Raw genomic sequence first — 21,538 nt, 5'->3', positions numbered from 1 at the left:
CTTAAATTCTGATAAAAAATCATAACGATATTGCGCAGGAAAGTGCTTCCTTTTAACCGGTTAAACACGATAAATTTGGAAAATCCTACCGGATTTTTAATCAGATGAGGAAAGCCATGCCAACTCGACTTTTTACCCTGGCCGATATCAAGATCCTCAAGCAATTGCAGCAGGCGGGAAGAATAACCAATCAGGAGTTGGCCGATAAGGTAGGCATGGCCACCTCGCCGTGCTGGCGACGAGTGAAACAGCTCGAAGAAAGCGGCGTGATTGCCGGATATCAGGCCGTGCTGGACCGCCGCAAACTGGGGCTGGGGATCTTGGCGTTTATTCGGGTGAAGATAGACAGCCACAGCGAGGAGGAAGCACAGCATTTTGAGCGGCAGGTTGCGGCACTCGAGCCGGTGATTGCCTGCTACGCCGTGGCAGGCGACGCCGATTTTCTGCTGCAGGTCGTGGCCGAAGATCTCGACACTTTCTCCACCTTCGCCATGTCCACCCTCCGCCGACTGCCGGGGATTAAAGAGATGCACACGACGCTGGTATTGCGCGAGGTGAAACCACTCACCCCGCTGCCGGTGGGCGCGTAAACGCCGACGCACTGATTAACCTAATACCTTCTGCACGCAGCCTTTAAACTCGCGCACGCCAATTTCCAGCGCCTCAAGATCAAAGCGCATTTCGGGATGATGAAGCCCCGGCGTCAGATTGGCGCCCAATCCCCAGAATCCGGTGTTAACCTCAGGACGCTGGCGCGGATAGTGGAAAAAATCTTCACTGCCCGGGGTAAATTTTGGTTCAGTCAGCCCCTCGGCACCCAGCACCACCGATGAATGACCGTCGTGGTCGAGTTATCAGGAAACAATTCGCATAACAATCATGGCAATAATCGAGTTGAGCACGCTGGTCAGCATCAGCAGCGGCCAGTACTTCTTCGGCACATCGGCCACGCCCAACAAACGTCCCATGTACTGCAGCTGCGCGCCCATCAGGAAAATAGCCGGTGCCAGAATAGTTAACTGTGCAGGGTCTAATGTGCCCTTGCTCAGCAAGCTAATCGCCACACCGGTTCCGGCAGAAGACGACAACCACGCAGTCAGCAGAACGGTAACCGCTTCACCCGGCAAGCCCAGCAGGCCCATTAAAGGTGCAAAAAGATGACCCACGAAATTCATCACGCCCAGCAGGTTGAGAATTTCGGTAATAACGTAGGCCATGATGACGTTGGGCATCAGATTGTTAATGGCGATATTGAAACCTTTGCGCGCGCCAATAACAAAAATATCGAACGGGTTATTTGAAATCTTGGCTACATTACTCATTGTCGAAATCTCTTTTATAAACAGTATTCAGAACGAAGCGTACAAACACCGCGCCGACAAACTTCATCACAAACATCAGCAACAGCGGAACAATCACCGGAATAGTTAATGACGCGAACATCGCGGACCCAATGGTAAAGTAGTTATTAATTAACCCCGCGCCCGAATACTGCCAGGCGCCCATAATAACGACATCTTTGCGGGTAATACGTTTACTGTCGAAAAGCTCTTTACTCAACGCCGCGCCCGCATCGGTGCTTTGCAGGTCGGTAATTAATGCCAGACCGGTGTGCCCCGGAATGCCCAATATAGGTTTTAACAGCGGTGTCAGCAGCTTGTGCGCAGCGCGGATTGCCCCATAGTGGGTAAATATTTCCAGCAGTCCCAGCGCCAGCATTACTGTAGGCACCAGAGACAGTGCGAAGAGGAATCCTGCTTTGGCGCTGAGCCCCCCGGACCCAATAAAGGTGTCGGTGCTGGTATTTTTCATGGTGCCAAAAGCGCCGCCCAGCGTGGTAAAGTCAAACGCGCCCAGCCACGGCATGCCGTCCACTTTTAAAAAAGCGCCGGAGAACATTAAAATAACGGCAACCAAGGCAATATAAGCGCCTTTGCCGACTTTCCATTCTTCTGCTTCTTCGACCGGTTTATCTTCAGATATTCGTGTATCACTCATGCAGCCTACCTTCTTTGGTGTTAATTCGAATCCAATGCCCGTCAGTGCTTAATTAACCCCATGGCTAATAATCTTCTGACCATTACTATTACGTCGCGCATTTATTATTTTTCACTCATGAGAGATAAGGCAGGATCCGTGCCAATATGCCAAAAACAGCAAAACAATATTGCAAAATAAACATAAGCAATCTTAAGTTAAATAAATTAGAAAAAACCAACTAAAAAAATAAAAATTAATATAAGCACAAAAACCACCCTTAATTAAATAAGGATGGTAATCATTAACCGACTTAATAATCTGCTCACCCACCCACTTCGCGCACTATTTTGGAGCGCAGTGCATCAGAATAGAACCCACGTTGGGTAGGTGGCTTTGGGTTAACGCTGAGTCATGCGCTGTTTCCTGCGTCACCCAGAATGATTTCGGCCATCAGTGCCGCGCGCATCGCAATATCTGCAATAATAATGTGCTCGTGGCGCGCATGAATTCCTAATCCCGTCGCGCCCAACCCGTCAAGCGTGGCGATGCCCAGTGCAGAGGTAAAATTACCGTCACTGCCGCCGCCAACGGCTTTTCCTTCGAGATGAAGGCCCAAGCGTTTTACCGCCTTCTGCGCCTGTTGAAACAGTGCCAGGTTTTGCAGCGTTTGCTCCATGGGTGGCCGTGACATGCCGCCGGTAACAACCACTTTTGCGCCCGCAAGCTGCGGCCTGCAGGCTTTAATGGCCGCCTCTACCCGCACCGCTTCGGCCATATTGGTCACGCGCAGGTCAACGCCTAGCGTCGCCTCGTCCGCCACTACGTTGATTTTACTGCCGCCTTTTGCCACCCCTACGTTCACCGTAGTGCCAACATCAGGCGCGTTTAAGGCATGGAGATAAAGTATCTGGTGCGCCATCTCTTGCACCGCGCTAATGCCCTCTTCGGGATTATTGCCCGCATGGGCCGCGCGACCGGTGATGCGAACCTCAAAACGTCCCGACCCTTTGCGGGCAATTTTGGCCTCATTACTGTGTGCGACGGCCGGTTCAGCCACTAAAACGCGCGAAGAGCCGCGGGCCTGCTGCTCAATCCATTGACGGGAGCTGGGGCTGCCGAGCTCCTCATCGGAAGGACAAATCATGCGAATGCTGTGCTGTGCCAGACGGCCGGTCTGTATTAATGCACGCACCGCCCAGATGGACTGAATCAGACCGGCTTTCATATCCAACACGCCCGGGCCGTAAAGCTTGCCGTCTTCTTCGCGCAGCGGAATTTCGTCAATCTCCCACACCGTATCAAAGTGCCCGAGAATACTGGTGACCTGCGGGCCTTCACCGATGCAAAACAGCAAATGATTGCCCAATATGGGCTGCTGACAGACCTGAGCCGCCACGCCCAGACGTTCGTGCACCAGACTTTGCAGAACCTCACCACACAGATCAGTAGCTTCTTTATTCAACGAAGGAGACTGTGCTTGCACCAGACGTTTAATGTCACTGAGGATAAGCGGCGCGTGCTGCTGCAGATATTCATAAGGTGTGGCCATAGGTATTCCAGACATTGTGCATCAGTTTAGAGGTCAATTTGATTATCACTAACCTGGCGCTCCCTATAAATGTAGCGTCAATGAGTATATTGTTGACCTATAAGCAACAGTCATGAGTCGTTAAAATGAGCCAACTGTTTCACGAAAAGCAAATCAGCTATCTGTATGAAGTCGGTCTTCAGGGCGGTATCCGGCGAGCGGCGGATATTCTGGGCATTAATGCGTCGGTGATTAGCCGGCAAATCGCCCTGCTTGAACGTACTTTGCAACTGCCGCTGCTCGAACGCAAAGGCCGTAGCGTGGTGCTAACCGAGGCTGGTAAACTGCTGGCCGATGATTTCTTTGAAAGCCGCGAACGGCGAACCCGGCTCGAGCGCCATTTGAAAGATTTACGCTATATGAAAAGCGGCGCAATCGTCATTCGCGTGGGTGCAGGGTTGGTTGATACCTTTGTGGAGCACGTGCTGAAAAAGTTTGCCGCCTCTTATCCCCACGTGTTTGTCGAAATTGTGGCGGGCAATATGCAGAACACACTGGCGGCCATCGTTCAGGGAGAGGCCGACATGGCGCTGGCTTTTGGGCCGATTGGTAATCCGGAATTAAAGCGCCACAGCTTTCCCTGGGGGCCGATTTGCGCAGTCGTCAATCCGCAGCATCCGATTGCCCTTTTAAAGAAGGTCACTATTGAAGAGTTGAATAAGCATCGCCTGATTTCGCTGAGCGAAACATTTGGCTTGCAGCGCCACATGAACGCCATGTTCCAAAGTAAGGGCTACCTGTTTACTCCGGCGTACCGCTGTAACCTGTTTTCGACCGCCATGAGTTTGAGTATTTCAGGGATGGGGATTTCGTTTATGACCGCACAGGCGGCGGGCGAGCGGATTGAGCACAATATTCTGGTCGCCGTGCCTATCGATCATCCCATTGCGACCGAGGCGCAGTGCCATCTTTTACGCAATTCCGACCGAAGATTTACGCCGGCGGCACATCACCTCTGGCAACTATTGTTGAATTGTTTCCAGCAAAAGGGGGAGCGTGAAGCTCCCCCTGCGTAATCTTTCTCTTATATTAAAGAAAGGAACGTTTAGTGGAATGCACTCATCAGTTTGCCGAGGATAATCCCGACGACGCCGAAGTCCGCATCACCAAAGGTGGTGGAGTTAGACAGCCCGCCCAACACTGACAACAAGATTGCTGGCAGGAAGGAGATGATCAGTCCGTTGACGAAGGCGCCAACAATCGCGCCGCGACGTCCGCCGGTTGCATTACCGTAAACACCTGCGGTTGCACCACAGAAGAAGTGCGGAACCAGTCCCGGTACGATGATGCTCAGTCCCAACATCGGGAAGAAGAACATGCAGATAAGACCGGCGCAGAAGCTGCTCAGGAAACCGATAATCACCGCGTTGGGGGCAAACGGGAATACGGTTGGGCAATCCAGCGCAGGTTTTGCGTCTTTTACCACTTTATCGGCGATACCTTTAAAGGCAGGGACGATTTCGGCAATGACCATGCGCACACCGGCTAAAATAATGTAAACACCAGCAGCAAAGGTAATAGCCTGAATAATGGCGAAGATAATGTAGTTCTGACCGCCGCTGACCTGAGTCTCGGTGAATTCTTTACCCGCAATCAATACCAGAACGATAAACAGGATGGTCATGGTCAGCGCGATAGCGATTGAAGAGTCGTGTAAGAACTTCAGGTGTTTAGGCACCTTGAACTCTTCGGTCGAACGGCTGCCTTTACCAATCAGTTTACCCACCAGCGCCGCACAGAAGTAACCGGTTGAACCAAAATGGCCCAGCGCGAAGTCGTCAGTGCCGGTGATTTTACGGGTAAATGGCTGCAAGATAGCCGGTGATATCACCATCAGTGCGCCGAGGATCAGTGCGCCGGTCAATACCAGCGGGAATCCGCTCATCCCACCGGTTGCCAGAATCACCGCCAACATGGCTGCCATATAAAGCGTATGGTGACCGGTCAGGAAGATGTATTTTAGCGGTGTAATACGAGCAAACAGAATATTGAACAGCATGCCCAATATCATGATCATTGCCGTTGAAGTACCAAAATTCTTTTGTGCAATCGCCGAGACGACGTCGTTATTTGGCACCACGCCCTGAATATTAAAGGAGTGAACAAATAACTCACTGAAGCTGGTCAACGTGGTGGCAATAACGCCCGCACCGGCAATTAAAATCAGGAACCCCATGATAGTTTTCAGGGTGCCGGAAATAGTATCTGAGAAAGACTTTTTCTGTAGCAGCAGGCCAATTAATGAAAACAGGCCAACGAGTATTGCAGGCGTCCCTAGTACATCATTAATAATAAACGTGAGCATAAACCACTCCAAATAATCGGTAATATTGTCCCTTTGGCCTTTCAAGCGCAGAGGGAAACTGGCCGCCCTGTGGCAGCCTGAAAGGTTTGGGGCTTATCGTTATAGGCTAGGTGTTATAGATTATTGGTTAGAATTTCTTTGATTTTGGCGTTATCCAGCAGGTTATTCAAACCAAATACTGTGCGTTTACCGTCGTCCAGGCTAGCGATAATTTCGCTGGAACCAATATAGATATCAGCCGGTTCAGACTTGGCTGAGCTTAAGTCGGTATGGCTGACTTCGGCCTCTTTGCCCAATTCTTTGATGATTTTTTTAACGTTCATCTCAACGATAAAGCTGCTGCCTAAACCGTTACCGCAAACAATCAGGATCTTTTTCATATCACACCTTAAATTAGTATTTTTGGATAAGTGCATTCAGCGCCGAGTAGGTATCGGCTTTAATTAACGCCTGGAAGTCGTCTTCATCACTAAACAACTCAGCCAGATGTGAAATCATTTCCAGATGCTCGTCGCCGTTAATGGCGCAAAGCATAACGATCACGTAAACCGGATCGTTCTCTTCTGACTCAAAGTGCACGCCCTCTTTGACATAGAGCAGAGAAAGGCCCGGCGTCACCACGCCCTCTTCTGGTCGTGCATGCGGCATTGCCAACCCTGGCGCAATCACGTAATAAGGGCCGAGCTTTTCATGGGAGGCAAAAATGGCTTCAACGTAATCGGGAGTAATCGCACCCGCCTGCAGTAACGGCGCGGCAGAAATACTTACGGCGTCGCGCCAGCCCTCGACGCGCTCAACGATGTTTATTCTTTCCTGTGTTAACCATTTAGCGAGCATGAGAACCTCAGTCAAATAATGTTTTCAGGAGTATATGTGAAGCATCCGTCTATTTTCTGTGATGAGAATCGCAAAAGCTGTTAGCGCTAACACGTAAAATGATAACACGATGTTAACGCTAACAATTATTTGACCTATCGACTATAATTGGCCATAGGCGTAAAAAGGGAAAGGCCCGCAGGCCGCCATTGCGCAACGAACGACAGAGGAATAAATGAAGGTAAAACAACGGCGAAACTCAGGTAAGAGTACTTTGGCTGATGTCGCAAAAATGACCGGCGTCAGTACCATGACCGTTTCCCGCGTGCTCCGAGAGCCGGAAAAAGTTTCGCCCCAGGTCAGAGAAAAAATTGAAGCCGCGATCAGTGAGCTGGGCTACGTGCCCAATCTGGCGGCAAGCAATCTTGCGTCCTCAACATCTCGCCTGGTGACCATGGTAGTGCCTTCATTGAGCACGCCCGGCTGCGCCCTGTTTTCCGAAGCGTTGCACCGCGTTTTAAAGCCGAAGGGTTATAACGTCATTTTGGCCGAAGACCATTACACTGCGGCCGACGAGTCAAAATTGATTGAAATGATGCTGTCATACAGCCCGGCGGCGATGGTGATGTACAATTTTGACAGCACCGAAGAGAGCACTAATCTGCTGCTCAAGTCCACCATCCCGGTGGTTCAGGTCGGTGGCACCATCATCGACCCCTTGGGGATTAATATCGGTTCCAACTATGGTCTGGCCATCAAGCAGCTGATCAATGCGCTGGCGCTGAAGGGATACCAAAATATTGCCCTGCTCTGTGCGGCGCACGAACACCATATCGTGCAGCAAATTCTCAGCGGTTGGCACTCCGCCATGCTTTCGCTAAACAAGTCGCCGCATCGGGTGGTCAGCTCGACACAGCCCCCCAATGCGCAACTCGGGCAAAGTCTGCTGCCTGAAATATTGCTTAACTGGCCCGAGCTGGACCTGCTTATCTGCACGTCCGACGAGCTGGCAATGGGGGCGATTGCCGCCTGCCATAAAAAAGGGATCTCGGTTCCGGCCCAGTTGGCCGTCACCGGCCTGGGTGACAGCGACATTGCGCAGCTGTGCTCACCGGCGCTGACCACCGTGGCTGTCCCGTACAAACAAATGGGCACCCAGACCGGTAAACTGATTCTGGCCGCGATCAATGGCGATGAGATTGAAGAGAGTGTGACGCTGCCTACGCAGGTGATGTTACGCGCCAGCACCGCGGTACACTGACCACGGTGCGGGTAAAGTGTGACTAATCTAACTTACAGGCCCAGTGCTTCAAAATCCGACGCATCATGACGCTCAGGAAGTTGCTTGTCCCCCCAAGTGCGGTTAACGATGCGCCCACGCGCCACCGCCGGACGGGCCTCGATTTCATCGGCCCAGCGCAGCAGGTTGGTGTAAGACTTGGCGTCAATAAATTCGGCCGCCTCATACAGTAAACCTTTCACCAATGCGCCATACCAAGGCCAGATAGCGATATCCGCGATACTGTACTCATCACCGGCAATAAAGCGATGCTTCGCCAGCTGCTGATCGAGCAGGTCGAGCTGGCGCTTGGCTTCCATGGTAAAGCGGTTAATGGCGTACTCGATTTTGACCGGTGCATAGTGATAGAAGTGTCCAAAACCACCGCCGACGTAAGGCGCAGAACCCTGCAACCAGAACAGCCAGTTCAGCGCTTCAGTGCGCGCCGCGAGATCTTTAGGCAGGAAGTGGCCAAATTTTTCGGCCAGATACAGCAGGATCGCCCCAGATTCGAATACGCGGATCGGTGAAGATCCAGAGTTATCAAGCAGTGCGGGGATCTTGGAATTAGGGTTGACGTCTACAAAGCCAGAGGAGAACTGATCGCCTTCGTTAATTTTAATTAAATATGCATCATACTCCGCACCGCTCACACCCAATGCCAACAGCTCTTCCAGCAGAATCGTGACCTTCTGACCGTTTGGCGTACCCAGCGAGTAAAGCTGAATTGGGTGCTTGCCTACGGGCAGCGTTTTTTCATGCGTTGCGCCTGCAACAGGGCGATTTAGCTTGCCCCACGGGCCGCCGAGTTCATTGTCTAGCGCCCAGACCTTAGGTGGTTGATAACTCATGACACTTCCTCTGTATTTTATAGTATGAAGTTCTTGCCTGAAATCAGTGTAGACCAGACCGGTTACAGCGGATACTCACCCTGTGCTGTTGACCGACGCGTGATAATTCTCACACTTTACACATTCATTTTAAAAACGGGGTCACGGTGCAGTGATAAATGCCCAGTAAGAAGGCCTTTTTGTTAGTGAAATGTTAAACAAATGATCACTAAAACTTATAATTTAACAAATTACACAGAGTTTGATGAATGAGTAGATACCGAAATCTGAATTATTTAACCTAAAATTAACAAATTAAATCATAAAATTTAACACTTTCGGATTCTTATCACACTTCTTTAACTTTTAAACGATGGGTGGTTGAGACCTTTGATAATCTCGTGGTGTGGAAAAAATAACCACCCTACACATAACAAAGGTACAGCCATGAAATTTAACCTCGCATTAATCAATGCATGTGTAATTTCTGCATGCATGTTGATCTCAACGCCAAGCTTTGCCGCCAAACCTTACGATATTGCCGTGGTCGCTAAAGTCACCGGCATTCCGTGGTTCACCCGCATGGAAGTCGGTGTGAAAGAAGCCGCCACCAAATTAAACGTTAATGCCTACGAAGTGGGTGCATCAACACCGGATCCTGCTCAGCAGGTAAAAGTTATCGAAGACTTAATCGCCAAAAAAGTCGACGCCATTATTGTGGTTCCCAACGATGCCAAAGTATTAGAGCCGGTGCTTAAAAAGGCCCGTGATGCCGGTATCGTCGTATTAACCAATGAATCTCCTGACCAGCGAATTGGTCAATGGGATATCGAAACTATTGATAGCCAGAAATATGCGCAAGCCAATATGGATGCCTTGGCAACAGCAATGGGCGGCAAAGGCGGCTATGCTATTTATGTTGGCTCACTGACCGTGCCATTACATAACGCCTGGGCAGATACTGCCATTAAATATCAAAAAGAAAAATATCCTGATATGCATGAAGTGACCTCACGCCTGCCGGTGGCCGAGAGCATTGATAAGTCTTACTCCACCACGCTTGATTTAATGAAAGCGCATCCGGACCTGAAAGGTATTATTGGTTTTGGTTCTCTGGGCCCAATCGGTGCCGGTCAGGCAATTCAGCAGAAACGTGCCAAAGATAAAATCGCCGTAGTGGGCATAGCCATGCCTGCGCAGGCCGCGCCATACCTGGCTCGCGGCGACATTAAAAAAGTGCTGCTGTGGGATCCGAAAGACGCCGGTTTTGCACTGGTAAGCCTGGCCGATCAGATGCTGCAGGGTAAAGCCGTCACTAAAGACTTGACCATTGACGGACTGGGCAAAGCTGACGTGGATATGGATACCGGCGTAATTCGTTTTAATCGCATCCTTGAAGTTTCAGCCGATAATGCGAAAACCTTAGGTTTCTAAAATAAAAATAGACTCACCGTAGTTTGAGATAGTTTTAAATGGATTTTAATAAATCATTTTAATTAGGTTATTTTAATATGTCGGTGCGTAACCCGCACCGATATATCACCAGATGTGGTAAGGAAAATGTCGATGAACAGTTCTGCGACGCTTGATTCCAACGTGAGTCATTCCACTTCCCCGTCCGAGGCATTAATCAGCCTCGAACATATCAGCAAAAAGTTTCCCGGCGTATTAGCGCTGGATGATATCACGCTGACTTTAAATAAAGGTGAGGTTCACTGTCTGGCCGGTCAAAATGGCTGCGGAAAAAGTACAATTATTAAAGTTATTTCCGGCGTTTATCAGCCAGAAAAAGGCGCAGCTATTATGCTGGACGGCAAGTTATTTAATTCACTGACGCCACAGCTCTCGTCTTATTACGGAATTCAGGTTATTTATCAGGACTTGTCATTATTCCCTAATTTATCCGTTGCCGAAAATATTGCTATTCACCGCTACCTTCCCGGCGGCGACTTTTGGGTGCATAAAGAGGCGATGCGGCAAAAAGCGCTGGCGGCGATGAAACGCGTCGGCGTGGCTCTCGACCCCGATCGCAAAGTCGAAAAACTGTCGATTGCCGATCGTCAATTAGTGGCAATCTGCCGCGCTATTGCCGCCGATGCCAGCCTGGTCATTATGGATGAACCTACCGCCTCGCTAACCCGTACCGAAGTCAACGGCCTGCTGCGGGTGGTGAACGAACTGAAGGCTGCCAATATTTGCGTAGTTTTTGTCAGTCACCGTCTTGATGAAGTGATGGAAGTCGCCGACCGTATTAGCGTCATGCGCGACGGCAAACTGGTGGGCACCTATCCGGCCAGCGAACTCGACAGCAACGAACTGGCGTTTTTGATGACGGGGCAGCGCTTTAGCTACAGTCATCTGCCGCAGCGCGCACCCGCCGAGGTGACGCCACTGCTTGAAGTCAGCCACCTGACGCGCGCCGGTCAATATCAGGATATTTCACTGTCGCTGCGTCAGGGGGAAATTACGTCGATAATCGGCCTCCTCGGATCCGGGCGCACCGAGCTGTGTCTGAGCCTGTTTGGCATGACCAAGCCGGACAGCGGCGAGATCCGCATTAATGGTAAAGCGGTGAGTTTTCGCAGCAACCGTGACGCTATTCGCAACGGCATCGCCTACGTTTCAGAGGACCGGCTGACGCAGGGGCTTATCATGGAGCAGTCGATTTATGACAACACGCTGGTTTCCATCTTTAACAAATTGCAAAAACCCAGCGGCCTGATGAACCATCGCAAGGCCAAATCGGTGGTGAAAGACCTGATCCGAGACTTGAATATTAAAGTTTCTGACAGCGCATTGCCGGTCAAAACCCTGTCCGGCGGTAATGCTCAGCGCATCGCTATCGCCAAATGGGTGGCTACCGAGCCGCATATTCTTATCCTCGATTCGCCGACCGTGGGCGTGGATATCGCAAATAAGGAAGGTATTTATCGCATCGCCCGCGACCTCGCCGAGTCTGGCATGGCGGTATTAATGATTTGCGACGAAATTCCCGAAGCCTATTACAACAGCCACCGCGTGTTAGTGATGCGCAAAGGTGAGCTGGTTGCTGAATTCTCGCCGCATCAGTGCAGCGAAGCGCAGATTGCAGAGGTGATCAATGCGTAATCATTTTCGTAAGGCCTTGTCTCAACACGAGTTCTGGCTGGGGGTGCTGGTATTGTTGCTGGCCATTGGCCTGAGCCTTAGCACCAAAGAGTTTTTATCGCTGGGCAACCTGACCGACGTCGCCACCAGCTACGCCATTCTCGGCATTCTGGCCTGCGGGCTGTTCGTGGTGCTGATCGCCGGCGGTATTGATATCTCATTCCCGGCGATGACCTCGATAGGCCAATATGTGATGGCCAGCTATATCATTCATCACGGCGGCAGCTTCCCGGTCGCTTTTGCCATGGCCATGGGCGTGGGGCTGCTGCTCGGGCTGGTCAACGGCTTTTTGGTCTACTGGCTGCGGGTGCCGGCGATTATCATCACCATCGCCACGCTGAATCTGTACTACGGACTGCTGGTTTATTTCACCAACGGTACCTGGCTTTATGGCTTCCCCGACTGGTTTATGAACGGCATCAACTGGTTTTCGTTCAAGGGGGCCGACGGCTACGACTATGGCCTGACGCTACCGCTGCTCAGCTTGCTGGGCGTGATTATCGCCACCGGCGTGCTGATGAACCGTACCCGTATAGGACGACAAATCTATGCGATGGGCAGCAACCGCGACGCCGCCTCGCGTCTGGGCCTGAACATTCTGCGACTGCATTTTTATGTCTATGGCTTTATGGGACTGCTCGCGGGTATTGCGGCGGTCGTTCAGGCACAAATCACCCAGTCCGTTGCGCCTAACTCACTGCTCGGCTTTGAGCTGACGGTGCTGGCGGCGGTGGTACTGGGCGGAACCAGCATGACCGGTGGGCGAGGCTCGTTAACTGGCACGATTCTGGGCGTGATGCTGCTGGCGTTCCTGCAGAACGGCCTGACGCTGCTCTCGATCTCCTCCTACTGGCACCAGGTATTCAGCGGCGCGATCATTCTGATAAGTATCAGCAGCACCGCGTGGAATGAAAAACGCAAACTGGCGAAGGGCATTTAACATGAGCACATTAACCCGCTTTATCCCCGGTGACAGAATCATCCGTTTGCAGCTGCTGATTATTGTCGCCGTCGCCCTGCTGTTCTCTTTCACTCTGGGTGGGCGTTTCTTTAGTCTTGGCAATTTTCAGTCTATTTCTTCACAGCTGCCAATTTTAGGCATGCTGGCGCTGGGAATGGGCATCACCATGTTAACTGGCGGTATCAATCTGTCGGTGATTGCCGGAGCCAACGCCTGCTCGCTGGTGATGGCGGCGATTTTGGTCGCGCATCCTAATGAGCCGCTGTTTTTTGCGCTGGCGATGCTTGCCGGGCTGGCGGTGGCGGGGGTAATTGGCCTGCTCAACGGCTCGCTGATTGCCTATATTGGCGTTTCACCGATCCTCGCCTCGCTGGGCACCATGACCCTGATTGCCGGCCTGAATATTCTGCTGACCAACGGAACCGTTATCTCCGGTTTTCCGGCCGCTATTCAGTATCTGAGCAGTGGCAGTCTGTTGGGTATTCCTATCGCGCTGGTGCTGTTTTTGCTGGTGGCATTTTTACTGTGGATAGTGCTCGAGCACACCACGCTCGGCCGCAGCCTGTATTTAATGGGTTCTAACGAGCAGGCAACGCGCTTTAGCGGTATTAGAACCCACCGCGTGACGCTGGTGGTGTATGTGCTGTCGGCGCTGTTTGGCTGGGCCGCGGCGTTACTGATGATGTCACAATTCAACTCCGCTAAGGCCGGTTACGGCGACTCGTATCTTCTGGTGACGATTCTGGCTTCGGTACTGGGTGGAATTAACCCCGACGGCGGCTTTGGGCGAGTGATTGGCCTGGTGCTGGCGCTGGTGGTGTTACAGATGCTGGAAAGCGGCCTGAATCTGATGGGCGTCAGCAGCTATCTGACCATGGCGCTGTGGGGCGGCGTGCTCATCCTGTTTATTGCATTACAAAATCGTAAATCATAATCGACCTTAAAAGACATTGATTACAAAGAGATAAGGACCAAAACATGGCGAGTTATTTTATTGGCGTGGATGTAGGAACAGGCAGTGCTCGCGCAGGCGTGTTTGATTTAAAAGGACATATGGTCAGTCAGGCCAGCCGCGACATCACCTTATACCGTCCGAAAGCCGATTTTGTTGAACAATCCTCTGATGAAATTTGGGCCGCCGTGTGTAACGCGGTAAAAGATGCGATGAATCAGGCCGATATCAACCCGATTCAGGTTAAAGGCATGGGCTTTGATGCAACCTGTTCGCTGGTCGTGCTCGACAAAGAGGGTAAACCGTTGACGGTGAGCCCTTCGGGCCGCAGCGAGCAGAATATTATTGTCTGGATGGACCACCGTGCCATCACCCAGGCCGAAAGAATTAACGCCACCGGGCATCGTGTGCTGGAATTCGTCGGCGGTATTATTTCACCTGAGATGCAGACGCCGAAGCTACTGTGGCTCAAGCAGCACATGCCAACAACCTGGAACAATGTAGGGCATCTGTTTGATTTACCCGACTTCCTGACCTGGCGCGCCACACAGGACACCGCTCGCTCGCTGTGTTCGACCGTCTGTAAATGGACCTATGTCGGTCACGAAGACCGCTGGGACACCAGCTATTTCAAACAGATCGGACTGGAAGATTTGCTGGAGAACAACGCGGCAAAAATTGGTAGCGAAGTGAAAACCATGGGTCAGCCGCTGGGGCACGGTTTAACGCCGCGCGCCGCACGTGAGCTGGGCCTGATGCCGGGTACGGCGGTCAGCGTCTCGATTATCGATGCCCACGCGGGTAGCCTCGGCATTCTTGGGGCATCCGGCGCATCGGGCGAGACCGCCGATTTTGACCATCGCATTGCACTCATTGGCGGCACCTCAACGGCGCACATGGCAATGTCGCGGTCCGCTCGCTATATCGGCGGCATATGGGGTCCGTACTTTTCCGCGCTGCTACCCGATTACTGGCTCAACGAAGGCGGTCAATCGACCACGGGTGCGCTCATAGACCATGTCATTCAATCACATCCTTGCTATGCCAGCCTGCTGCAACAGAGCAAAGAGCGCGGCAAAACGATTTATGAAACCCTTAATACGCTGCTGCGTGAAATGGCCGGTGAACCTGAGAATATCGCTTTTCTGACCAAAGATATTCACATGCTGCCCTACTTCCACGGCAACCGTTCGCCTCGCGCTAACCCAACATTAACCGGCACCCTGACTGGGCTAAAACTGTCGCGCACGCCGGAGGACATGGCGCTGCACTATTTAGCCACCATTCAGGCGCTGGCGCTGGGCACGCGGCATATTATTGAGACCATGAACCAGAGCGGTTATGCCATTGACACCATGATGGCCAGCGGCGGTGGCACCAAAAATCCGGTGTTTGTACAGGAACATTCCAATGCCACCGGCTGCGCCATGCTGCTGCCGGAAGAGAGCGAAGCCATGCTGCTCGGCAGCGCAATGATGGGCACCGTGGCCGCAGGTGTTTATGAGTCACTGCCGGAGGCAATGGCCGCCATGAGCCGCATCGGCAAGACGGTGACGCCGCAAACCAACAAGATAAAAGAGTATTACGACCGAAAATATAAGGTGTTTCACGCGCTTTATGACGACCATATGAAGTATCGACGTCTGATGAAGGGGGAAGATATCTAGCGAAGGCAACCTTGTGGTAGCGGCTCTTTTAGGGCCGCCTCTCTTTTTTTTACAGGATGACGTCGTACTGCTGACGGCTAACGTCACTGAATCCTGCGATCAGATTTGCGCGGCACACCGGCTTAAACTGAGGATCGGTAACCAATTGGTGCAGCGCGCTTCTTAACGCTGCCAACTGACTGACGGACGTTTGGGGTCCGGTAATCAGCGGCAAACCGGGGGTTAACGGCGTTTCCCCGATTATTTTCAACTGCGCCAGCGTCTGCGGCTGATGCTTTTTTAACAGCGCAAAGGTGACACAGTCGATGGCGGCAATATCGGCCTCTTTCTGTTGTAACGCCAGCAACGACTGCCGATGACTGCCGCTAAAAATAACCTCACGGAAAAAGCAGCTCTCTTTACTCAGCGGCTCAACCATTTTACGCAGGGCATTATAGCCCGACTGAGAATCATCACTATTACACACTGCGGTGCGCTGCCTGAAATCGGCCAGATGTGCGCCTAACTCTTTTTGGCGTGCCACTAAAAAACTGCGGTAGCTTATCCCCTCACAGCCCGGGGCAGCATAGTGAAAACACCCCACCGGCTGTACGTCTGGGAGGCGAGTCACCAGCGGATAACCACAGGTTTGGCTGAGCAACAGCTGCGGCTGCAGCCAGTGTTCAAGCAAATTGTCAGGCCAATGCAGCTCTCGATTTTGTAATATCGTGCCCTGCTCGAGCAAAATTTTGCGCAGCGCTGACCACAGCGCCTCTACGTCGGGCGGGTTTACGGCATACATCGGCAGGGCAACGGCGTTACTCATGATTATCGGCCTCCTTGCTGAGAGAGGTTTGGCCCGGATGCGCCTTAACGTCTACCGAACGAAATAAAAATCGCCGCAGCCATTCACGGTATCCGCCCACCAGAAATCCCTGATTGAGCTGCAGATAGCCGTCTCGATACTGCATATAGATTTTACGCAGTCCGTACCATGGCACGCCCGGAAGATTGTGATGCACCGAGTGATAATTCAGATTAAGAAAAAGTAATCGCCAAAACAAGGATGCTTCGTTAATAGCCGATCGCGCCTGCGGGTCATCTGCGGCTTTGTGCTCCAGAAATGAGCGGATCTTAGTCAGGCTCAACGCCGGATAACTCACTGCCAGCAGGAAATAGAGAATAGAAAATCCCACGTGGTGCATCCACGCAAATACCGCCACCAGCAGCACGCCGTGAATCAGCCACATGGTCATCGCCTTGAGGTCAGCGCGGCGAAATGCCTTCAGCATACTGCCGAGCGTTTGCACAATATCGATAGCCGGTCCGAGCACGACTCTTCCGAGAAAGGTATTACGAATAATGATAATCCGACGCTGCAAAGGTGAAAATCTGCGCCAACGCGCCGGAGAGAAATAATAGGTTTCGGGATCTTCATCAGGAAACGTCAGATGCTGATCGCGATGATGCTGTAAATGCGAATCGCGGTACAGACCATAGGGATACCAGACGGCCAGCGGCATTAACCCCAACAGCTGATTAAATAACGGCGAACGGGTGGGATGGCCGTGAATTAACTCATGCTGCAAAGACATATACCAGGTGGTAAACCAAATCAGTAGCAGGGTAGCGGGAATAAGCCCCAGCGTTTGCCAATGGGCGAGCGTCGCAAACCAGCCCGTGTAAATAACCACCACCAGAGTCCAGGTAGGGAGTTCACTGCGCCAAAGCCAGGATTGGGATAAATGACGGATGTAATCTCTTTGCTGCGGGTGCAAATAATGGGCGCTCTTTTTACCACTCACTCTGGGCGTTACCTGCCTGGCGTTAAAGAGGGCAAAATGCAGTTTTTGTGCAGTAATAACAACAAACTTAAAAAGCATTGCTTATGAGGCAAATTGCTTATGCCGCATGTCGACATTGCGGTGGTCTGTTTGAAAGGGATGTCGTAGTGTATCAAGTAAGAATAGAACCTATATAAAGGGACTTATGATCCAGCTACTCACCCCCCGCTTAACGCTAACCAGACTCTGCGAGAGTGACTGGCCGTTCTTTCTGCAAATGCGCAAAGATCCGCACCTGATGAAATACATCGCAGAGATTGGCTCTGACGAGGCCGACCGAACGCGGTTTGAGAGTCGATTACACCATTGGCAGCCAGGCTCTGTGCACGCTCTCGATTTCATCATCAGGGACCGTTTAACGTCCGTTCCGCTCGGCAATATCGGCTTTAAGCCCGTTGAGGGAGAGGTTTCAGAGGTTGAAGTCGGTTATACACTGATTCAACAGGCTCAGGGAAAAGGCTACGCCAGCGAAGCACTCAAGGCAGTGATAGATTTTGCATTCAGCAACACTATTATTACCTCACTGCGGGCCGCCGTATTGGCGGGCAACTCAGGCTCCAGCAAACTACTGGAAAATAACGGGTTCAGCCTGAGTGAAATCATCACAGACGGGTTTTATATCAACGGCGAATATCACGATGACCTTATTTATCATTTGAGGAAATACTGAATCTTCGTCTGCAAAGTTGCAAAGCCGTAACTTCGCTCTATAGTTCGTGAACAAAAATAAAGTTTCAGGGGAAACAAATGCGCGTAAATGGGTTATCGAAGGGATTTTTTATCCTGATACTTTTCATTGTCACTATGGCGTTTATGGACGTACTTCAGCCGTACTATTCGTCCGTGCTGTGGGCGGCTATTCTGGCGATTATCTTCCATCCAATGAAAACCAAAATCAGGCACTCTCTGGGTGACAAGAACGGTATTGCGTCATTACTGACGTTGCTGGTTATCTGCCTGATCGTATTCACACCGCTGGCTATTATTGCCTCATCGCTGGCGATTGAATTCAACGTGGTTTATACCAAACTTCAGCATAACAATACGCAGTTGCCGACCATTATTGCCGATGTTATTCAGCATCTGCCGGTGTGGGCGCAGCATTCATTGGCCGAATACAATCTTGACAGCGCTTCGGGTATTCAAGAGAAACTCTCAGGATTTGCGCTAAAAGGCAGTCAGTATCTGGCAGGCAGCGTGTTCCTCATCGGTAAAGGCACGTTCAGCTTTGTTGTAGGCTTTGGCATCATGCTGTATTTGCTGTTCTTCCTGCTTAAAGACGGGTCGTATCTGGTGAACCTGATCCTCGAAGCACTGCCACTGTCCAAACACGTTAAACATCATCTGTTCCTTAAATTCGCCGCCGTATCCCGCGCGACGGTTAAAGGCACTGTGGTGGTGGCACTGGTTCAGGGTGCATTGGGTGGACTGGCGTTCTGGATAACCGGTATCGATGGCGTTCTGCTGTGGGGCGCGCTGATGGCCTTCCTGTCACTTATCCCCGCCGTGGGCTCGGCGATTATCTGGGTACCGGCCGCTATCTTCTTCTTTGCCTCCAGCATGTTGTGGCAGGGTATTTTCATTGTCGTATTCTTCGTGGTGGTTATCGGACTGGTGGATAATATTCTACGTCCACTGCTGGTGGGTAAAGACACCAAGATGCCTGATTACCTGATTCTGATCGCCACGCTGGGCGGTATGGAAGTTTACGGAATTAATGGCTTCGTGATTGGCCCATTGATTGCCGCACTGTTTATTGCCTGCTGGAACATCCTTTCCGGCCGCGATAATCAGGGCAATATTGAAGAGATTAATGAAGAGTTTATCGAAGACGGCAAAGCACCGCCTGAGGGCTGAGCATTGAGTCGTTAGAGATTGAGGCCCTGGTATTGAAAAATATCAGGGCCTTTTTATTGGATAGGCTGGAGTATAAGCGATGACCTTACCGCGGGCAGGTCGGTAATTTCGACGGATTCCCGGGTGCACAGTTTGGCTGTTGCGGCTGAGTCGGGTCTATCGGTTGTCCCGGCTGCGTCGGTTGTGTCGGCTGCGTGGGTTGAATCGGTTGGGGCGGCTGCTGGGGTTGCGGCGGCTGTCCCGGCTGCCTTGGCTGGGCTGGCTGCGTAGGTTGGCTCGCATAAGAGCCAAAGGATAACCCCAGCAGTGATGACAGCAGAAGAATGCTCAATATTCTTTTCATAACGCCTCGAAGGGTAACTTTCAGAAAATCTGTTATGAAAATATTATAGCGCCCTCTCCTGTATCCATGCAGCCTCTTGGGGCGAAGGCGGTTTTTTGCGCGACTGTCTTTCGTTACCACGTTTAGCTCACATTTAACAAACAGATGGGTGGAAACTGATTCTTATCGGGTTTAGTTTAATGCGACAATTTATTTTGCTGAAACTCGTAATAAAAAAACCTATATTTATAAATAAGTTAGACTTTCCCTGCGAGGTTGAATGGCTCTTTATTGCAGCACAGCGGTTTTATTCGATGGACAAAACAGCTAAAAATATCCACTTCATATATAAATGATTCTCAATTCTCTTTTTGTCAGTCACTTTTTCTTATTTTCGTACACATTTATGAACTTTCAGTAGTTCAAACTTTACACACTAAAATGATGAAAACTTACGCGCCGTGCTGGGCAAAATCAACCTATACCTGTATTATGCGCGCCGAATGTTGACAGACATTCCAATGGAATTTTGTTTAATTGATCTATTTTGTATGGCTCGCCTTCCCGCGAGCTTTTTTTTTGCCTCAAAAACCAAAACAACTCATTATTAATTAAAGACTTTTACCCATAATATGAACAATACTTTGCTGTGTCGCCGAAGAGAAAATTTCATCTTTAACGTGTTTCATCCCTAAAGACGCATAAAAGCGGCGAGCTCCCGTATTTTGTTGCAGAACCTGCAACCAGAGAAACGTCTGCCCATGCGCTCTCGCCATCAACGTTATTTCATCAAAAATCGTTCTGCCATATCCCTTACCGGTTTCTTCTGGGCTGAGATACAGCTTATTAAGTCGCGTTCCTGCCAGCGCCTCGCCGGCTATCTCACTGTGCCAAGTCAACTTGGCGATGCCTATCGGCCTGTCCGTTTCAGCGATTAACCAACACACGGCAGAGTCTCTAAGGCTGTGTTCAACCACGGGCAAAGCATATTCGCTTTCCAGAAAGTGAGCTAACTCGGTTTTCGAGGTCCACAGATGCGCGAAGGGGTAAGTTGTAAAACCAAGACTATTTAATAAAGCGGCATCATGAAGCTGGGCAATACGAAGGGAAAGAGGCATGGGGTCTCCAACAAAGAGCAGAAAGTGATAACTATCAATTGTCTATTTTGTAATCTGTTCTGATATTAAAGATTAATTTTACTCGGAGCAACGTTTCAGGGGCAGCAAGTAAACACTGTACGTTTATCAGGGTGGCAAGGAGGGGCCGCTGCGTGTAGGATCTAAGTTATTCGAAATAGATATAAAAGATTAATACGTAATAAACACGATGAATGGAAAATATCCCACGGACTGGGACTGCAAAGTTACCGTACATAAAAGTCTTTTTAAGCGCGCGCTTCAATCACGCAGTTTGATGGCCGTATGCGCCCTCTTCACCCTGATGATTGCCACCCATTTTACGCTCAACTTTTTATGTTGGTTTACCTGTGAAGTGCTGTTTAAGGCTTAGGTTAATCAAGCGTATTTTACAGTCTGCTGGGAATTTATCTAACTGCCACTCGTAAATCGCAGGCAAAAATAAAGGCCGGATATCCGGCCTCGTTTAGCGTGATAACTCTTGATTAGTTAGTGGCTTTATTTTTCAGGTCTTCCGCGCCTTGCTTGGTTTTATCCCAAGTTTTCTCTGTACCTTGCTTAGTGCTATGCCATGCTTTTTGGGAGCCTTCAGTCACTTTGCTACCGGTAGTGCCCGCTTTGCCTTCTGCAGCATGTTTAGACTTTAGCTTCAGCTCTGCACCCTTATCTTGCGCATGATGCAGCTTCTCTTTTGCCGTGTCAGCACCCTTGTTTGCCTGCGCTACCGTGTCGTCAGTTGCCTGAGTAGCTGTAGTAGCGGCGAAAACAGGCGATGCCAAAAGAAGTGCGGATAATGCCAAAATTGTCTTTTTCATGATTCCCTCATTTATGAGCTATTTTAGGTACACGCATACAGGATGGCACATTTTTCAGGT

The 21,538-nt window shown here is 50.7% G+C and carries 22 protein-coding genes and 1 pseudogene; 10 read left to right on the top strand and 13 right to left on the bottom strand.

Going from position 1 to position 21,538, the window contains the following annotated elements:
* Nucleotides 1-116: 116 nt before the first annotated feature.
* Nucleotides 117-590, top strand: a complete 474-nt coding sequence (locus tag GA565_RS05215) for an Lrp/AsnC family transcriptional regulator (RefSeq protein WP_152197620.1) — start codon at nucleotides 117-119, stop codon at nucleotides 588-590.
* Nucleotides 591-605: 15 nt separating this feature from the next.
* Here GA565_RS05215 and GA565_RS05210 read toward each other — a convergent pair.
* The 4 genes and pseudogenes from GA565_RS05210 to GA565_RS05195 all read right to left on the bottom strand — a co-directional run.
* Nucleotides 606-824, bottom strand: a pseudogene (locus tag GA565_RS05210) (amidohydrolase); the annotation flags it as partial.
* Nucleotides 825-854: 30 nt separating this feature from the next.
* Entirely contained in the window at nucleotides 855-1,322 is a 468-nt protein-coding gene (locus tag GA565_RS05205) for a YjiG family protein (protein WP_152197619.1), read from the bottom strand.
* A complete protein-coding gene (locus tag GA565_RS05200) occupies nucleotides 1,315-1,998 on the bottom strand; it encodes a nucleoside recognition domain-containing protein (protein WP_152197618.1) in 684 nt (227 codons plus the stop codon). The genes GA565_RS05205 and GA565_RS05200 overlap by 8 nt, the downstream gene beginning before the upstream one ends.
* Nucleotides 1,999-2,389: 391 nt before the next feature.
* Entirely contained in the window at nucleotides 2,390-3,529 is a 1,140-nt protein-coding gene (locus tag GA565_RS05195; RefSeq protein WP_152197617.1) for a M20 family metallopeptidase, read from the bottom strand.
* Nucleotides 3,530-3,654: 125 nt separating this feature from the next.
* Here GA565_RS05195 and GA565_RS05190 point away from each other — a divergent pair, with 125 nt between their 5' ends.
* Complete coding sequence (locus GA565_RS05190; RefSeq protein ID WP_152197616.1) at nucleotides 3,655-4,584, top strand: LysR family transcriptional regulator; 930 nt, start codon at nucleotides 3,655-3,657, stop codon at nucleotides 4,582-4,584.
* Between the two features lie 29 nt (nucleotides 4,585-4,613).
* On the opposite strand, the gene GA565_RS05185 is transcribed toward GA565_RS05190, so the two are convergent.
* The 3 genes from GA565_RS05185 to GA565_RS05175 form a co-directional block, all read right to left on the bottom strand.
* On the bottom strand, nucleotides 4,614-5,873 hold the full coding sequence (locus GA565_RS05185) for a PTS ascorbate transporter subunit IIC (protein WP_152197615.1): 1,260 nt from the start codon (nucleotides 5,871-5,873) through the stop codon (nucleotides 4,614-4,616).
* A 113-nt stretch (nucleotides 5,874-5,986) separates the two neighbouring features.
* Nucleotides 5,987-6,253 (bottom strand): PTS sugar transporter subunit IIB, encoded by a 267-nt coding sequence (locus GA565_RS05180; protein ID WP_152197614.1) that lies wholly within the window; start codon nucleotides 6,251-6,253, stop codon nucleotides 5,987-5,989.
* A 13-nt stretch (nucleotides 6,254-6,266) separates the two neighbouring features.
* Nucleotides 6,267-6,710 carry a PTS sugar transporter subunit IIA gene (locus GA565_RS05175; protein ID WP_152197613.1) on the bottom strand — a complete coding sequence of 148 codons (444 nt, stop codon included), beginning with the start codon at nucleotides 6,708-6,710 and terminating at the stop codon, nucleotides 6,267-6,269.
* Nucleotides 6,711-6,924: 214 nt separating this feature from the next.
* Between GA565_RS05175 and GA565_RS05170 the strand changes: the two genes are divergently transcribed.
* Nucleotides 6,925-7,950 (top strand): LacI family DNA-binding transcriptional regulator, encoded by a 1,026-nt coding sequence (locus GA565_RS05170; RefSeq protein WP_152197612.1) that lies wholly within the window; start codon nucleotides 6,925-6,927, stop codon nucleotides 7,948-7,950.
* 32 nt (nucleotides 7,951-7,982) lie between these two features.
* On the opposite strand, the gene yghU is transcribed toward GA565_RS05170, so the two are convergent.
* On the bottom strand, nucleotides 7,983-8,819 hold the full coding sequence (yghU, locus tag GA565_RS05165) for a glutathione-dependent disulfide-bond oxidoreductase (protein WP_152197611.1): 837 nt from the start codon (nucleotides 8,817-8,819) through the stop codon (nucleotides 7,983-7,985).
* A 426-nt stretch (nucleotides 8,820-9,245) separates the two neighbouring features.
* Between yghU and GA565_RS05160 the strand changes: the two genes are divergently transcribed.
* The 5 genes from GA565_RS05160 (at nucleotide 9,246) to GA565_RS05140 (ending at nucleotide 15,525) form a co-directional block, all read left to right on the top strand.
* Nucleotides 9,246-10,232, top strand: coding sequence for an autoinducer 2 ABC transporter substrate-binding protein (locus tag GA565_RS05160; protein ID WP_152197610.1), 987 nt, complete (start codon nucleotides 9,246-9,248; stop codon nucleotides 10,230-10,232).
* 132 nt (nucleotides 10,233-10,364) lie between these two features.
* Nucleotides 10,365-11,906 carry a sugar ABC transporter ATP-binding protein gene (locus GA565_RS05155; protein ID WP_226950911.1) on the top strand — a complete coding sequence of 514 codons (1,542 nt, stop codon included), beginning with the start codon at nucleotides 10,365-10,367 and terminating at the stop codon, nucleotides 11,904-11,906.
* Nucleotides 11,899-12,885 carry an ABC transporter permease gene (locus GA565_RS05150; RefSeq protein WP_152197609.1) on the top strand — a complete coding sequence of 329 codons (987 nt, stop codon included), beginning with the start codon at nucleotides 11,899-11,901 and terminating at the stop codon, nucleotides 12,883-12,885. Before GA565_RS05155 ends, GA565_RS05150 begins: the two co-directional genes overlap by 8 nt.
* Before the next feature lies 1 nt (nucleotide 12,886).
* A complete protein-coding gene (locus GA565_RS05145; RefSeq protein WP_152197608.1) occupies nucleotides 12,887-13,840 on the top strand; it encodes an ABC transporter permease in 954 nt (317 codons plus the stop codon).
* A gap of 44 nt (nucleotides 13,841-13,884) precedes the next feature.
* The gene (locus tag GA565_RS05140; protein ID WP_152197607.1) at nucleotides 13,885-15,525 is read left to right on the top strand and encodes an FGGY-family carbohydrate kinase; all 1,641 of its coding nucleotides are present in this window, start codon (nucleotides 13,885-13,887) and stop codon (nucleotides 15,523-15,525) included.
* 49 nt (nucleotides 15,526-15,574) lie between these two features.
* Here GA565_RS05140 and GA565_RS05135 read toward each other — a convergent pair whose 3' ends face one another.
* Together GA565_RS05135 and GA565_RS05130 are read right to left on the bottom strand one after the other, a co-directional pair.
* The gene (locus GA565_RS05135; protein ID WP_152197606.1) at nucleotides 15,575-16,330 is read right to left on the bottom strand and encodes a phosphate/phosphite/phosphonate ABC transporter substrate-binding protein; all 756 of its coding nucleotides are present in this window, start codon (nucleotides 16,328-16,330) and stop codon (nucleotides 15,575-15,577) included.
* A complete protein-coding gene (locus GA565_RS05130) occupies nucleotides 16,323-17,309 on the bottom strand; it encodes a fatty acid desaturase (protein ID WP_226950910.1) in 987 nt (328 codons plus the stop codon). Before GA565_RS05130 ends, GA565_RS05135 begins: the two co-directional genes overlap by 8 nt.
* 184 nt (nucleotides 17,310-17,493) lie before the next feature.
* On the opposite strand from GA565_RS05130, the gene GA565_RS05125 reads away from it, so the two are divergent.
* Both GA565_RS05125 and GA565_RS05120 read left to right on the top strand, forming a co-directional pair.
* Complete coding sequence (locus tag GA565_RS05125; RefSeq protein WP_152197604.1) at nucleotides 17,494-18,018, top strand: GNAT family N-acetyltransferase; 525 nt, start codon at nucleotides 17,494-17,496, stop codon at nucleotides 18,016-18,018.
* A gap of 77 nt (nucleotides 18,019-18,095) precedes the next feature.
* Nucleotides 18,096-19,205 (top strand): AI-2E family transporter, encoded by a 1,110-nt coding sequence (locus tag GA565_RS05120; protein WP_152197603.1) that lies wholly within the window; start codon nucleotides 18,096-18,098, stop codon nucleotides 19,203-19,205.
* 85 nt (nucleotides 19,206-19,290) lie between these two features.
* On the opposite strand, the gene GA565_RS24600 is transcribed toward GA565_RS05120, so the two are convergent.
* From GA565_RS24600 to GA565_RS05105, 3 genes are all read right to left on the bottom strand, one after another.
* Complete coding sequence (locus GA565_RS24600) at nucleotides 19,291-19,548, bottom strand: hypothetical protein (protein WP_193311877.1); 258 nt, start codon at nucleotides 19,546-19,548, stop codon at nucleotides 19,291-19,293.
* Nucleotides 19,549-20,138: 590 nt separating this feature from the next.
* Nucleotides 20,139-20,645 (bottom strand): GNAT family N-acetyltransferase, encoded by a 507-nt coding sequence (locus GA565_RS05110; RefSeq protein ID WP_152197602.1) that lies wholly within the window; start codon nucleotides 20,643-20,645, stop codon nucleotides 20,139-20,141.
* Between the two features lie 503 nt (nucleotides 20,646-21,148).
* Nucleotides 21,149-21,478, bottom strand: coding sequence for a hypothetical protein (locus GA565_RS05105; RefSeq protein ID WP_152197601.1), 330 nt, complete (start codon nucleotides 21,476-21,478; stop codon nucleotides 21,149-21,151).
* Nucleotides 21,479-21,538: the final 60 nt, after the last annotated feature.

Source organism: Rouxiella sp. S1S-2 (assembly GCF_009208105.1).
Taxonomy (GTDB): domain Bacteria; phylum Pseudomonadota; class Gammaproteobacteria; order Enterobacterales; family Enterobacteriaceae; genus Rouxiella.
This window is presented reverse-complemented; position numbering and strand designations above follow the sequence as displayed.